This window comes from Mesorhizobium sp. WSM4842, assembly GCF_055901575.1.
In genome coordinates this window covers 1920203-1933333 of sequence record NZ_CM148372.1, presented here as the reverse complement: position 1 = coordinate 1933333, position 13131 = coordinate 1920203, and the positions used below count along the sequence as shown (strand labels likewise).

The following is a 13131-nucleotide window of genomic DNA, read 5'->3' as shown; positions in this document are numbered from 1 at the left end:
CGGTTGGCAATCCGGGTGAGGGGGCTCCCCCGTTAACCGGGCGCAGCGATTAAAGTTTCGTCCAGGCTCCATTCTTCTTCGACGACTTCACGCAGGCTTCGATGAAGGCCATGCCCTCAACACCGTCCTGGATGGTCGGGAAGATGACATCCTTAGCCGGCTTGCCGCCTTTGCGGCGCGCTGCGCGGATGGCGCGGGCCGCCTCCTGGTAGATGTTGGCGAAGCCTTCGAGATAGCCTTCCGGATGGCCTGACGGAACGCGGCTGACACGCCCGGCGATAGGCAGCGCGCCGGCGCCGTTTCGGGTGATCAACTGCTTCGGCTGGCCGAACGGCGTGTACCAGAGATAGTTCGGGTCGGCCTGCACCCATTCAAGCCCGCCCTTCGAGCCGTAGATACGCAGCTTCAGCCCATTCTCGTGGCCGGGCGCCACCTGGCTCGCCCACAACATGCCCTTGGCCGGGTGCGACTTGCCGATCGGCTTGAAGCGCAGCATCACATTGACATTGTCGTCGAGCTGCCGCCCCGGCACGAAGGCGTCGAGATCGGCGGAAAGCTCATCGAGCTCGAGCCCGCAGACGAAGCGCGCGAGATTATAGGCATGCGTGCCGATGTCGCCCAGCGCCCCGCCGGCGCCGGCCTGTTTGGGATCCGAGCGCCACGCTGCCTGCTTCTGGCCGGTGGCGGCAAGGTCCTCGGTCAACCAGTCCTGCGGATATTCCGACTGCACGATGCGAATGTCGCCGAGCTGCCCCTTGGTCACCATCTCGCGCGCCTGCCGCACCATCGGATAGGCGGTGTAGTTATGGGTGAGGACGAAGACCTTGCCGGACTTTTCGACCAATGCCGCCAGCTTTTTCGCTTCCGCCAGCGTCGTCGCCAGTGGCTTGTCGCAAATAACGTGGATGCCGGCTTCGAGAAACGCCTTCGCCGCCGGCACATGGACATTGTTGGGCGTGACGATGGCCACCGCCTCGATGCCATCGGGCCGCTTGGCCTCGGCCTTGGCCATCTCGGCGAAGGAGCCGTAGCTGCGCGCCGGATCGAGCCCGAGCTCCGCGGCCGAAGCCTTGGCACGCGCCGGGTCGGATGACAGGGCACCGGCGACCAGCACGAACTCATTGTCCATGCGCGCCGCAATCCGGTGCACGGCGCCGATGAAGGCGCCTTGCCCGCCGCCGACCATGCCGTAGCGGATCGGGCCGCCTCCCGTTTCCGACTTCGATGCGCCGACCATGATTTTTCTCCCTCGTCTGAAATACCCCTCCCCCTTGCGGGGAGGGTGGCCCGAAGGGCCGGGAGGGGTCGGTTGATGCCGAGCTCTACGCCCTGCGACCCCACCCCGATCCGCTGCGCGGATCGACCCTCCCCTCGAGGGGGAGGGAAAATCGCGCTAGATTCCCATCATGGCGCGCAGCACCTTTTTATCGGTCGCGCCGCCGGCGAAATCGTCGAATGCCTTGTCCGTCACCCTGATGATGTGATGCTGGATGAAGGGCGCGCCTTCGGCCGCGCCATCCTCGGGGTGCTTCAGGCAGCACTCCCATTCCAGAACCGCCCATGAATCGTAGTCATACTGGGCGAGCTTGGAGAAGATGCCGCCGAAATCCACCTGGCCATCGCCGAGCGAGCGGAAACGCCCGGCCCGGTTCGTCCAGCTCTGATAACCGGAATAGACGCCTTGCCGGCCGGTCGGATTGAACTCGGCATCCTTGGCGTGGAAGGCCTTGATCCGCTCGTGATAGATGTCGATGAATTCGAGATAATCGAGCTGCTGCAGCAGGAAATGCGACGGGTCGTAATTGATGTTGCAGCGCTTGTGGCCGCCGACCGCGTCGAGGAACATCTCGAAGGTCGCGCCATCGAACACGTCCTCGCCCGGATGGATCTCGTAACCAACATCGACGCCATTGTCCTCATAGACGTCGAGGATCGGCTTCCAGCGCTTTCCCAGTTCGGAAAACGCCTCCTCGATCAACCCCGCCGGCCGTTGCGGCCAAGGATAAAGGTAGGGGAAGGCCAACGCCCCGCAAAACGACACCGACGCCTTGAGCCCGAGATTTTTCGAAGCCTTGGCGCCGAACTTCATCTGTTCGACGGCCCATTGCTGCCTGGCTTTAGGATTGTTGTGCACCGCAGGCGGCGCGAAGCCGTCGAACTGCGCGTCATAGGCCGGATGCACCGCCACCAACTGCCCCTGCAGGTGCGTCGACAGCTCGGTGATCTCAACGCCCGCCTCAGTGCAGATGCCCTTCACTTCGTCGCAATAGGCCTGGGAGGACGCCGCCTTCTCGAGGTCGAACAGCCGGCTGTCCCAGGTCGGGATCTGCACGCCCTTATAGCCCAGCCCGGCCGCCCATCTGGTGATCGACGGCAGCGAGTTGAACGGTGCGGCATCGCCCGCGAATTGCGCCAGAAACAGCCCAGGACCCTTCATTGTCGACGGCATCGGCATCCTCCCTAATTTATCCACGACCAAGCATAGCGCCGATTGAAAGCAGGGCCAGCCTCTTTGGTCTTTTCTCGACAGGCGCTAGTGCGCACCGCCATTCTGGTATTACCAAATATGGTCGTTTGGTCAAGCGCCGCCGCTCGCAACCAGCGCTGCGAAAATTACCGGGCTGCGGGCAAATACGCCAGTTTAATCAAAGAAATAATCATGGGCCGGGGCTGCCGTGCAGGATTTCTTGCCGTCCAGATGAAATTGCTGTAGACCCTCTTTTCACGCCCAATTGGTCGAACCAGTTACGACAAATGCTGGAGTGCCTTGGGGAGGAACCATGCAACGCAATCTGGTGGAGTGCGTCGCAGGCGAATTGTTACAGGCGAATTCTGGGAAGGACAGACCATGCATCTTTCGACGCACAACTGGATGCGGGCGGAACCGTTGGAGACGACGCTCAAACGCATCAAGAAATTCGGCTATGAGTCGATCGAGATTTCCGGCGAGCCCGCGCAATACAAGATCAATGAGACACGTGCCCTCCTGAAGGAGCACGGCATCCGCTGCTGGGGGGCGGTGACGCTGATGCTGGGCGAGCGCAACCTCGCCGCCAAGGACCAGGGCCAGCGCGAGCGCTCGGTGCAGTACGTCAAGGACGTGCTGACGATGGTGAGCGAACTCGACGGCGAGATCATCACGCTGGTTCCCGCCACCGTCGGCAAGGTGGTGCCGGACGGCACCGAGGAAGAAGAATGGAAATGGGTGGTCGACGCCACCAGGGAATGCTTTACCCATGCCAAGAAAGTGGGCGTCAAGATCGCGGTAGAGCCCCTCAACCGCTTCGAGACCTATCTGTTCAACCGCGGCGCCCAGGCAATGGCGCTGGCCGATGCGGTCAGCCCCGAATGCGGTGTCTGCCTTGACGCCTATCACCTCCATATGGAGGAGTTTAACGTCTACGATGCCATCCGGCAGGTCGGAAAGCGCCTGTTCGATTTCCACGTCGCCGACAACAACCGCTTCGCCGCCGGTCTCGGACAGATCGACTGGCCGAAGATCGTCGGCACCCTGAAGGAAGTCGGCTACGACGGCGCGCTGACCAACGAGTTCGTCGCCCCTGTCGACCGCACGCCGGCTGCTCCCTATCCCGACATGGTCGAACGCAACCCGGTCGACATCTCGCCGGAGCAGCTCAAATTCATCCAGGACCACGGTTCCAGCGTGCTCACGGAAAAGTTCTACACCGACCAGATGCGCATCACCGCCGAAACGCTGCTGCCGCTGATCAAGTAGTCGATCTCTGGAAACGAGCCTTTCCGCCCGACGGCGGCCCCTAACGGCGGCAAGGCAGAGGATGAACATGCGCATCAAGACGGTCCAAGCCTGGTGGGTCCGCATACCGATCGAAGCGGCACGGCAGCACCGCAGCGACTTCGGTCAGGTGACGACGTTCGACGCCGCCATCCTGCGCATCGAGACTGACGATGGGTTGGTCGGCTGGGGCGAAGGCAAGAATGCCGCCGGCAGCACCGGCAGCTATGGCGCCCTCGTCCACATGCTGAACCATGAGGTCGGCCCGCAGCTGATCGGCTGCGATCCGGCCGACCTCGGGGTGATCTGGGAGATGCTTTACAATGGCGTGCGCCACGACAGCGCCGCGCAAAACGGCCACGCCATGCCGCAACTGGCGCGGCGCGGCATCAGCGTCGCCGCAATCAGCGCCGTCGACATCGCATTGTGGGATATTCTGGGCAAGTCGCTGGGGGTTCCGGTCTGGCGGCTGCTCGGCGGCCGCAAGCTCGATCGCATGCCGGCCTACGCTTCCGGTGGCTGGGCCCCCACCGAAGCGATCGGCGACCAGTTGAAATCCTATATCGCCAAGGGTGGCTTCAAGGCGCTGAAGATGCGGATCGGCGCGATGGACGGCACCCCGCACAATTCGGCCGCCCGCGTCCGCGCCGCAAGACAGGCGCTCGGCCCTGAACTCGATCTTATGGTCGATGCGCACGGCACCTATACGGTGGCGGAAGCCAAACGCTTCATCCATCTCGCCGGCGATCTCGATCTGGCCTGGTTCGAGGAGCCGGTCATCGCCGACGACAAGCCTGGGATGGCCGAAGTGCGGGCGTCCGGCTCCATCCCGATCGCCACCGGTGAGAGCGAGGCGACGCGCTATGCCTTCCGCGACCTCGCCACGCTCAAAGCGGCCGACATCTTCCAGCCGGATCCTGCCTTCTGCGGCGGCATCAGCGAGGCGATGAAGATCGGCACCATCGCCAGCGCCTTCAATCTGCGCTTCGCGCCGCATCTGTGGGCCGGCGCCCCTTGCTTCTTTGCCGGGCTGCATGTCTGCGCTGCTTCGCCGGCTAGCTTTACCGTCGAATATTCGCTTGGCGCCAACCCGATGATCCACGATCTGATCGAGGAGACTGTCGAAGCAAAGGACGGTATGATAGCGATCCCCGAGAAGCCCGGACTGGGATTCACCCTTTCGGAACGGTTCCTGGAGGCGCACGCGCTACGCGGCTGATCATGAAAGAAAAGAACCTTCTCGCGGAACTCGCCGCCTATCTGTTCTCCCACTCCGACAAGGCGACGGGCCGAACGCCGTCGGAGCGAGAACTGGCGGAGCATTTCGTCGTCAGCCGCGGCCAGATCCGCGAGGCGCTGGCTATCCTCGAAGCCATGCGCATCGTCGAGCGCCGGGCCAAGTCCGGCATCTACATCGACACCAAGCAGGCCAGCGTCGAGGCGATGGCGCTTTTTGCCAGGGCCGGCCTGCCGCTCGATCCGATCCAGATCTACGAGACGGTCGAGTTGCGCAAGATCCACGAGATCAAGGCCGCCGAGCTTGCCTGTTCGCGTGCCACCGAGGAAAATTTCGAGCGGCTGCGCGAAATCCTGAAGGCTTCGGAAGACCGCATTGCGGCGGGCGAGGGTCTCGCCAAGGAAGACCGCGAATTTCACCTTGAAATCGTGCGGGCGACCAAGAACAGCGTTTTTCACAACATATGCAGCGTCTACTACATGATGGGCGAACAACGCCTGCCGATCTATTTCAACGATCCCGAACGCAGCGTGCGCTCGCATGCCGAGCACATCCAGATCTACGAGGCGCTGCTGCGCCGCGACGGCAACCTCGCCCAGGCGCTGATGAGCGCCCATCTGCAAGGTGCGGAAAGCTACTGGAAAGGCCTGATCGAGGGTGGCGGGGCAGAACCTCACAGTCCAGCGCTCGAACAGGTCTGACATGCCTAAAATCTTGACGACACACACGCTTCACCCGCGCGCCTCCGCCATGCTGACTGGGGCCGGTGAACTCGTCGTCGCCTCCGCCCTCGATGCGGACACGCTGGCGACTGAGGCGAGGAATGCCGACATCATCATCGTTCGTGCGCCACTGCCATCGGCGCTTTTCGAACGTGCGACGAAGCTCCGGGCCGCAATCCGCCACGGCGCCGGGCTCGACATGGTTCCCATGGAAGCCGCCACGGCAGCCGGCGTCCTGGTGGCAAACGTGCCGGCGGTCAATGCCCGGTCGGTCGCCGAATACGTGATGTTCGCGGCCCTGGCGCTGCTTCGGCGTTTCCGCGTAGTAGACCGCGACTTGCGGGCGAAGGGCTGGCTGGCCGGTCGCGACCACACCATTCTCGCCAGCGAGCTCGCCGGCAAGACGATCGGCATTATCGGCTTCGGCGCCATCGGACAGGCAGTCGGCCACATTGCGGCGCATGGTTTCGACCTGAACGTGGTGGCGACGACGCGCAGCATGAGGCCTGCGCCGGACAGGGTCGGCTTTCTGTCGATCGACGCACTGGTCGAGCAGAGCGATATCATCGTTCTGTGCTGCCCGCTGACACCGGAGACACGCGGCCTGATCAACCACGAGCGCATCGGTCGAATGAAGCCGCACGTGCTGCTGATCAATATTTCGCGCGGGCCGGTGATCGACGACGACGCGCTGATCGAAGCGCTGCGGAAGGACCGTATCGACGGTGCCGCGCTCGATGTCTTTGCGACGCAGCCGCTGCCGCCCAATCACGCCTATTTCGGCTTCGACAATGTCATTGTCACGCCGCACATGGCCGGCATCACCGAGCAGTCGATGATGCGCATGGGCGTTGGTTCGGCTGATGAAACCTTGCTGGTGCTGGCCAACAAATTGCCGGTCAATCTGCGCAATCCCGAAGTGGTCGAGCACTACCGGCGACGGTTCCCGGCCGACGTGTAACGCCGTCGCCGTATCGCCCAATTTCTGCACGACGCTGCACCCATGCTCGTTTTTCGCCGCACGCCGCTGCTTGTTTCGATCTGCGTCCTGCCCTCGGTCGCTGCGGCCGAGAGCAGTTATGTCTATTGCGACAACGGCCTGCGGTGCGTGATGGCGCCCTGTCCGTCGAACAGCGCGCTCGATCTTGCGACGGGCAAGATCATCAAGGGCGTGTCGATCGACATCGATGGATTGCCGCAGGAGGACAAGGCGCTCGATCTCTCTGACAAGCTCTACGCCGGCAAGGTCGTCGTTGTCGGCTCCATCGAGACCCGGATCCAGACCCTCAACGGCAAGCGATACACTTTGCCATGGCTGGTCGCGACCGGTGTCGAACGCGCGTCCAGGGACAGCGAACGCGGCCACTGTTCGTCGCATTGACGTTCACATCATCCACGGCCAAGCAGTGCCTCGACTTCCGCCGCGATACGCAAGAGACGGTGGTCGTGGCCGTTGCGCGCCACCAGCATCAGCCCGGCAGGGCGCGCCATTCCCGGCATCGGCAGCGAGATCGCACAGAGGTCGAACTGGTTGGCGACCTGCGTGTTGCGCAGCAGAAGGCCTTCCATACGCTCACATAGAACTTCGTCGCTGGTCATCGACACGATTGTCGGTGCGGTGACCGGTGTGGTCGGCAGGGCCAGCACATCGACAGACGCCAGCCGCTCGTCCATTGCCGCGACAAGCGCCGTGCGGCGGCGGATTGCCCTTATATAGGCCGTGGCCGGAACGGCGGCAGCGCGTGACAACGGCTCGCTCACCCGCGGATCCACCGGTGTCGTCGCGCCAGTCGCCAGCCAATCTGCATGGACCTCGGCACCCTCCATTGCCGCGATCGAGGCCCGCCTGGTTACCGCGCGCAAATCGGCAAGGAGGTCATCGATGGACAGATCAGCGAGGCGTGCACCCGCGAGTTCCACCTTGTGAACACATCGGTCGAACGCTACCGCGACCTCTTCTTCCGTATCCTCGAAGAGCACGCCGCGCGGAACACCGATGCGCAGCCCGGCAAGCGAGAGCGGAACAAGTGCCGCGAACTCTTCGCCGGCCATTACCGCGTCGGCTGCGGCACATTCGGCAACGGTGCGCGCGAGCGGGCCAATGGAGTCCAGCGTGGCCGATAGCGGGAAGACGCCATCGCGCGGCACGCGCCGCGCCGTCGGCTTGAAGCCGACGACACCGTTCAGCGATGCCGGAATGCGCACCGAACCGCCGGTGTCGGAACCGATTGAGATCTCGCTCGTGCCTTCGGCAACGGAAACACCGGCGCCGGAGGATGAGCCGCCCGCAATCCGGCTGGCGTCGGTCGCATTGCCGGGCGTGCCGTAATGCGGGTTGACGCCGATCGCGGTGAAGGCGAATTCAGTCATGTTGGTCTTGCCGAAGATGACGGCGCCCGCCTGCCGCAATCGTTGCACGATGACGGCATCCCGCAGCGCCGGCGCCGCGGTGCTGAGCAGCAACGAACCGGCCGTGGTCGGCTCGCCGGCGACATCGAACAGGTCTTTGATCGACAGAATTGTTCCGTCGAGCGGCCCGAGCGTCACGCCGGCTCTGCGCCGACCATCGGCGGCATCGGCTGCTGCCCGTGCGGCCTCCGGATAGAGCTTTACGAATACGCTTTCATTGTCCGCGCGGACGGCGAGACGCGAAAGGACGACTTCGAGGCGGTCGCGGACGGATTGCATTTTCGGTGTCGGACTCCGGACGCCTGCAACGTCTTACAGGCAACGACTGGTGCATGGCCTGCAGAGACATAACCCGGCAAAAGCACATTTGCACCCCTGTCGAACGGAAGGAGGAGACCTGATGCTCTACAAAGGCAGCTGCCACTGCGGCAAGATCGCCTTCGAGGTCGAAGGCGATCTGACCGGAGCCGTGCGGTGCAATTGCTCGATCTGCTCGCGCAAGGGCGCGCTGCTATGGGCGGTGCCGCACGAGGCATTGCAGGTGCTTGCCTGGGGCGACGATCTTGGCAGGTACACTTTCGGCAACCATGTCATCGCCCACCGGTTCTGCCGGACCTGCGGCATTCACCCCTTGGCCGAGGATGTCAGCGAAGGGAGCGAACGAAGCGCCTACGTCAATATCCATTGCATCGACGGATTGGACCTTGCCGCTGTGCCGGTTCTCGACTTCGACGGCCGCGCGGCCTGAAACCGAAACTATTGCCGGCTCCCAGCGTTCGAGCGGTCTAACGGTACCCCGTCACATCGGCTGGTTTGCCGGCGTCCTGAACCTCGGGAACGTAGCGCCACGCGTCGGGCCGCGAGCCGTCGAGATCGGTAAAACCGTAGAGCTGCGCCAGCCCGCCACTCGACAGCGACTGTCCGTTCCAGCGCGAACGATCCGGGTCCGCCGCAAGCGCCGCCACCGCGCGCCCGACAAAGCGCGGCGTCTCCGAGATGACAAAATGCGGCACTTTCGCTGTCGCATCATGCCAGTTGTCCTCCGTGACGCCGAATGCCTCGAGCATCATTTCCGAACGCAACCAGCCGGGTGTCAGCGAAATCGAGGTGGCACCGTGCGGGGCAAGGTCCTGAGCATGGGCCCAGGCCATGCGGGTCACCGACACTTTGGCGAGGTCGTAGAACGGGGAAAGCCGATAGTGGTCTCCATTATACTCGGCTGTGCCGTCGGTGACTTCGACAAGCAGCCCGCCCGGGCGCTCAATCAGAAGCGGCAGCGCGTAATGCGCGGTGATCAGATGCGTGTCGATGCCCAGCCGCAACATGCGCAAACCATTCGTGAGATCATGCTCCCAAACCGGCTTGTTCCATTCAAACAGTTTCTCCCCGCCCCAGATGTCGTTGACCAGCACATCGAGGCGGCCCTGCTCGGTACGTATCCGGTCGACCAGCTTGCGCACGTCTTCCACAACCAGATGATCGACTTGCACAGCGATGCCATGGCCGCCTTGCGCTGAAACAAGCTCCGCCGTTTCCTCGATGGTTTCCGGGCGGGCGTATTCGGACTGATGCATGCGTGTCGTCCGCCCTGTGACATAAACCGTCGCGCCCGCGGCGCCCAGTTCGACCGCAATACCTCTCCCCGCACCGCGCGTTGCACCCGCGACCAAGGCGACTTTTCCCTCAAGCGTCATTGAACTCCCCACGGCTCTGACCAACCAGACTCTGACCAACCAAACGCTGGCTTTCTTCAATGCCATAATATATAAATGATCATTCGGTTATAAATGGATGTCAAGATGCCGCGGCAAAAAACGCAATCCGACGAGTACGTGCTGGAAGCGGCGCACCGGCTGATCCACAAGCATGGCCCGGAGAGCCTCACATTCGAACGGCTGTCCAAGGCTTGCGGACTTTCCGGCTCGACCCTGGTGCAGCGTTTTAAGAACAAGGCCACGCTCAGGCAAAGAACCTTGCTGCAGGCATGGGATAGGCTGGATGAGAATACGATAAAGCTCGCCGATGCGATACAGAGAACCCCTGCTGGCGCGATCGGGTTGTTGGTGGCGCTTTCGCGTGACTATGGCGGCATCGAATCCTATGCCGAGGGCCTGCTCGTCCTGCGTGAAGATCTGCGCGATCCGGTGCTTCGCGCGCGCGGGGCATCGTGGAAGGCATCCCTGTGCAACATCCTCGACTCTTGCTTTGCTTCGGTGGCCAACACGCCGTTGGATATCGGCCTGCTGATGGCATCGCACTGGCAAGGTTCGCTGCTTTGGTGGAGTTTCGACCCGAAAGTCGAAGTTGCATCCTACGTCGAAGACAGTCTGGGCCGTTTCGTCGCGGCAATCGCCACGGCCCGAAAACCATAACCGATTTTCGGGCCATTTCTTGGAGGCAACAGGCGTCCTACGTTGGGCGCACGTGCGGAATGGCTTAGGTCGCGCTTCTCGGGCCGAGCAAGAACGCCGCCAAGGCCGCCAGCAACGTCGCGATTCCGCAATAGGCGAAAGCACTGGCAACGCCGGCATTGTCGACGAGCAGGCCGCCGAAAACCGCGCCCAGCGCAATGGCCACCTGGAACGTCGCGACCATCAGCCCGCCGGCGCTTTCAGCCTGGTCGGGAGCGGCTCGCACCAGCCAGGTTTGCAGCCCGACGGGCACCGCGCCGAAGGCAAAGCCCCAGGCGGCAACCGCTATCGCCGCAACGACTGGCGAGGCTCCGAGAGTAAGCAGCAACGCGGCTGCCACAGCAATCAGCAGAGGCGCCATGCCGACGGCGGTTTTGAGACTGCGTTCGGCCATGAAGCCACCGGCAAAGTTGCCGAAGAATCCACCGATGCCAAAGGCGAGCAGCACCAGAGAGATCGTCTCGATGTCCAGCGCAGGCACCTTCTCAAGAAACGGGCGGACATAGGTGAAGCCGGCAAAGTGTCCCGAAGCGACCAATAGGACCACCAGAAGCGCAACCCTGATCATCGGGCGCTTCATCACTTCCAGCAAGGTCCGAACACTTGCCACGCCCGCCGGCGGCAGCTTCGGAAGGGTGGCGATCTGCACGAGCAGCGCCGGGGCGCCGACAACCGCCGCGATCATGAAGGCCGTTCGCCATCCCCAGATGTCGCCGACATAGGCGCCGACTGGGGCGGCACAGACCGTCGCCACCGAAACGCCGGTGAGAATGATCGACATGGCGCGCGGCATCAGTCGCATTGGAACAAGCCGCATCGCCATGGCCGCCGACATCGACCAGAAGCCGCCGAGGCTTACTCCGAGCATGATGCGAGCGATCAGAAGAACGGGAAGCGAAGAGGCAAACGCCGCTACCAGGTTCGACAGGATCAGGAGCACTGTCAGTCCCCACATGACCAGCCTGCGGTCCAGCCGTTTGGTGACGATAGCCATGGTCGGAGCGGCTATCGCGCCGACAACGGCCGTCGCTGTCACCGCTTGGCCGGCAGTCCCTTCCGTGACACCGAGGTCCTGCGCCAGCGGCGTCAGCAGACTGGCAGGCAGGAATTCTGCGGTCACCAGCCCAAACACACCGAGCGCAAGGGATACGACCGCCCCCCACGCCGGCTCGGCTCGTTCGTCGGTTTCCGCGGGATCGAGAACGGCGTCCATGACGCCTGTCGCGGGTTCGGTCATGATGGAATCTCCGATCTGGTTGCAGCGCAACATTTGGCTGCAGTGCAACATAGGGAGTGACCGCCTGGAGTTTCCATGCTAGAAACACCATCATGCTTGACTATTCGTCCAAAGTTCCGATCACCGGTGATCCGCTGACAGACATATTGCGCGGGTTACGGCTCGACGGCGTCGAATACGGCCGCTGTGAAATGCAGGAGCCCTGGGGCCTCCAGTTTCCGGCCCAGACGGCGGCGCGGTTCCATTTCATCGGCCGCAAGGGATGCTGGCTGCTGCAGCCCTCTGGCGAATGGGTGGAGCTCAAGGCGGGCGACGCGGTGCTGTTGCCGCGCGGTGCAGCACACGTCCTGGCGAGCGAGCCGGGCATTGAGGCTTCGCCGATCCAGGGCTACAAAGTCGCCGAGGTCTGCAAGGACGTTTACTGCATGTCCAATGAAGGTCGCCGGCCGGGAACGCTGCTGTTTTTCGGCAGCATGTATTTCAATCTCGACGGTTTGCACCCATTGCTCGGCATGATGCCGGACGTGATGCGCGCGCACGAGTTGGAAGCCTATGAACCCGGCATCCCGCATCTGCTGGAGGCGATGGCGCGCGAAGTGACGATGGAGCGCGTCGGATCCGGCGGCATTCTGGCCCGGCTCGCCGATGTGCTGGCGGCCACCGTGATCCGGTCATGGGTCGAGCGCGGCTGCGGCGACTCGTCCGGATGGATCGCGGCGGTGAGAGACCGCGAGATCGGCCGCGTGCTGGCCGCGATCCACCTCGAACCGGACCGCGATTGGACCGTGGAAACGCTCGCCAGGATGATGGGCGCCTCGCGATCGGGTTTCGCCGAGCGCTTCGCAACGATCGTCGGCGAAACCCCGGCAAAATATGTCACCCAGGTGAGAATGCACCAGGCACGGCAATGGCTGGTCCGCGACCGGCTGAAGATTTCCGTCGTCGCCGCGCGCCTCGGTTATGAATCCGACGCGTCCTTCAGCCGGGCGTTCAAGCGCGTCATCGGATCGGCTCCCAGCCATTTCCGCGCCGAGGAACAGGCTGAGACCCGTCAAGCCGGCTAAACCTGGCCAAAGGCTTCAAGCCGCGAGAGCATTTTGCACCCAAGTGGAATCACTTGGCGTCGCAGAAATGCGGCTAAAACAAATAGATAGAGCGGGATGCCTCGTTCAGTTTGAACGCATCCCGCTCTAGCATCCTTCCCGCCCAGCAGGCGCGCTTAGAGACTGTTTCGAAAGTCGCTCCGGCGAGTCATATGGTGGTGGTTTCGAGAACCGGAGCGGAGCGGACATTTGGGTCCGTGAGCACCGGAAGCACAGAAAACGCCATCAGATGGCCGCCGGAGTAGAGTTTCCAAGCAG

At 63.0% G+C, this 13131-nt stretch carries 13 protein-coding genes; 8 read left to right on the top strand and 5 right to left on the bottom strand.

What is annotated here, in order from left to right; all coding sequences use genetic code 11:
• Positions 1–49: 49 nt before the first annotated feature.
• Both AC0NIE_RS09265 and AC0NIE_RS09260 read right to left on the bottom strand, forming a co-directional pair.
• Complete coding sequence (locus AC0NIE_RS09265; RefSeq protein WP_473487827.1) at positions 50–1237, bottom strand: Gfo/Idh/MocA family protein; 1188 nt, start codon at positions 1235–1237, stop codon at positions 50–52.
• A 156-nt stretch (positions 1238–1393) separates the two neighbouring features.
• Entirely contained in the window at positions 1394–2449 is a 1056-nt protein-coding gene (locus tag AC0NIE_RS09260) for a sugar phosphate isomerase/epimerase family protein (RefSeq protein ID WP_473487826.1), read from the bottom strand.
• Positions 2450–2848: 399 nt separating this feature from the next.
• Between AC0NIE_RS09260 and AC0NIE_RS09255 the strand changes: the two genes are divergently transcribed.
• The 5 genes from AC0NIE_RS09255 (at position 2849) to AC0NIE_RS09235 (ending at position 7094) form a co-directional block, all read left to right on the top strand.
• On the top strand, positions 2849–3736 hold the full coding sequence (locus tag AC0NIE_RS09255) for a sugar phosphate isomerase/epimerase family protein (RefSeq protein WP_473487825.1): 888 nt from the start codon (positions 2849–2851) through the stop codon (positions 3734–3736).
• Between the two features lie 67 nt (positions 3737–3803).
• The gene (locus AC0NIE_RS09250; protein WP_473487824.1) at positions 3804–4973 is read left to right on the top strand and encodes a mandelate racemase/muconate lactonizing enzyme family protein; all 1170 of its coding nucleotides are present in this window, start codon (positions 3804–3806) and stop codon (positions 4971–4973) included.
• Between the two features lie 2 nt (positions 4974–4975).
• Positions 4976–5692 carry a FadR/GntR family transcriptional regulator gene (locus AC0NIE_RS09245; protein WP_123151663.1) on the top strand — a complete coding sequence of 239 codons (717 nt, stop codon included), beginning with the start codon at positions 4976–4978 and terminating at the stop codon, positions 5690–5692.
• Position 5693: 1 nt separating this feature from the next.
• Positions 5694–6674 (top strand): NAD(P)-dependent oxidoreductase, encoded by a 981-nt coding sequence (locus tag AC0NIE_RS09240; RefSeq protein ID WP_473487823.1) that lies wholly within the window; start codon positions 5694–5696, stop codon positions 6672–6674.
• Positions 6675–6716: 42 nt separating this feature from the next.
• A complete protein-coding gene (locus AC0NIE_RS09235) occupies positions 6717–7094 on the top strand; it encodes a hypothetical protein (RefSeq protein ID WP_473487822.1) in 378 nt (125 codons plus the stop codon).
• Between the two features lie 8 nt (positions 7095–7102).
• On the opposite strand, the gene AC0NIE_RS09230 is transcribed toward AC0NIE_RS09235, so the two are convergent.
• Positions 7103–8401: an amidase gene (locus AC0NIE_RS09230; RefSeq protein WP_473487821.1), complete on the bottom strand. Its 1299-nt coding sequence runs from the start codon at positions 8399–8401 to the stop codon at positions 7103–7105.
• A gap of 121 nt (positions 8402–8522) precedes the next feature.
• On the opposite strand from AC0NIE_RS09230, the gene AC0NIE_RS09225 reads away from it, so the two are divergent.
• Positions 8523–8870, top strand: a complete 348-nt coding sequence (locus tag AC0NIE_RS09225) for a GFA family protein (RefSeq protein WP_473487820.1) — start codon at positions 8523–8525, stop codon at positions 8868–8870.
• A 37-nt stretch (positions 8871–8907) separates the two neighbouring features.
• On the opposite strand, the gene AC0NIE_RS09220 is transcribed toward AC0NIE_RS09225, so the two are convergent.
• Positions 8908–9816, bottom strand: a complete 909-nt coding sequence (locus AC0NIE_RS09220; protein ID WP_473487819.1) for an SDR family oxidoreductase — start codon at positions 9814–9816, stop codon at positions 8908–8910.
• Between the two features lie 105 nt (positions 9817–9921).
• Between AC0NIE_RS09220 and AC0NIE_RS09215 the strand changes: the two genes are divergently transcribed.
• Positions 9922–10494, top strand: coding sequence for a TetR/AcrR family transcriptional regulator (locus AC0NIE_RS09215; protein WP_473487818.1), 573 nt, complete (start codon positions 9922–9924; stop codon positions 10492–10494).
• 64 nt (positions 10495–10558) lie between these two features.
• On the opposite strand, the gene AC0NIE_RS09210 is transcribed toward AC0NIE_RS09215, so the two are convergent.
• A complete protein-coding gene (locus tag AC0NIE_RS09210) occupies positions 10559–11770 on the bottom strand; it encodes an MFS transporter (RefSeq protein ID WP_473487817.1) in 1212 nt (403 codons plus the stop codon).
• A 92-nt stretch (positions 11771–11862) separates the two neighbouring features.
• Here AC0NIE_RS09210 and AC0NIE_RS09205 point away from each other — a divergent pair, with 92 nt between their 5' ends.
• A complete protein-coding gene (locus AC0NIE_RS09205) occupies positions 11863–12834 on the top strand; it encodes an AraC family transcriptional regulator (RefSeq protein ID WP_473487816.1) in 972 nt (323 codons plus the stop codon).
• Positions 12835–13131 lie beyond the last annotated feature (297 nt).

Bases quoted from the DNA above. Each gene is read 5' to 3' on its own strand.
- AC0NIE_RS09265 (WP_473487827.1), bottom strand. From the start codon at position 1,237: ATGGTCGGCGCATCGAAGTCGGAAACGGGAGGCGGCCCGATCCGCTAC.
- AC0NIE_RS09260 (WP_473487826.1), bottom strand. From the start codon at position 2,449: ATGCCGTCGACAATGAAGGGTCCTGGGCTGTTTCTGGCGCAATTCGCG.
- AC0NIE_RS09255 (WP_473487825.1), top strand. From the start codon at position 2,849: ATGCATCTTTCGACGCACAACTGGATGCGGGCGGAACCGTTGGAGACG.
- AC0NIE_RS09250 (WP_473487824.1), top strand. From the start codon at position 3,804: ATGCGCATCAAGACGGTCCAAGCCTGGTGGGTCCGCATACCGATCGAA.
- AC0NIE_RS09245 (WP_123151663.1), top strand. From the start codon at position 4,976: ATGAAAGAAAAGAACCTTCTCGCGGAACTCGCCGCCTATCTGTTCTCC.
- AC0NIE_RS09240 (WP_473487823.1), top strand. From the start codon at position 5,694: ATGCCTAAAATCTTGACGACACACACGCTTCACCCGCGCGCCTCCGCC.
- AC0NIE_RS09235 (WP_473487822.1), top strand. From the start codon at position 6,717: ATGCTCGTTTTTCGCCGCACGCCGCTGCTTGTTTCGATCTGCGTCCTG.
- AC0NIE_RS09230 (WP_473487821.1), bottom strand. From the start codon at position 8,401: ATGCAATCCGTCCGCGACCGCCTCGAAGTCGTCCTTTCGCGTCTCGCC.
- AC0NIE_RS09225 (WP_473487820.1), top strand. From the start codon at position 8,523: ATGCTCTACAAAGGCAGCTGCCACTGCGGCAAGATCGCCTTCGAGGTC.
- AC0NIE_RS09220 (WP_473487819.1), bottom strand. From the start codon at position 9,816: ATGACGCTTGAGGGAAAAGTCGCCTTGGTCGCGGGTGCAACGCGCGGT.
- AC0NIE_RS09215 (WP_473487818.1), top strand. From the start codon at position 9,922: ATGCCGCGGCAAAAAACGCAATCCGACGAGTACGTGCTGGAAGCGGCG.
- AC0NIE_RS09210 (WP_473487817.1), bottom strand. From the start codon at position 11,770: ATGACCGAACCCGCGACAGGCGTCATGGACGCCGTTCTCGATCCCGCG.
- AC0NIE_RS09205 (WP_473487816.1), top strand. From the start codon at position 11,863: ATGCTTGACTATTCGTCCAAAGTTCCGATCACCGGTGATCCGCTGACA.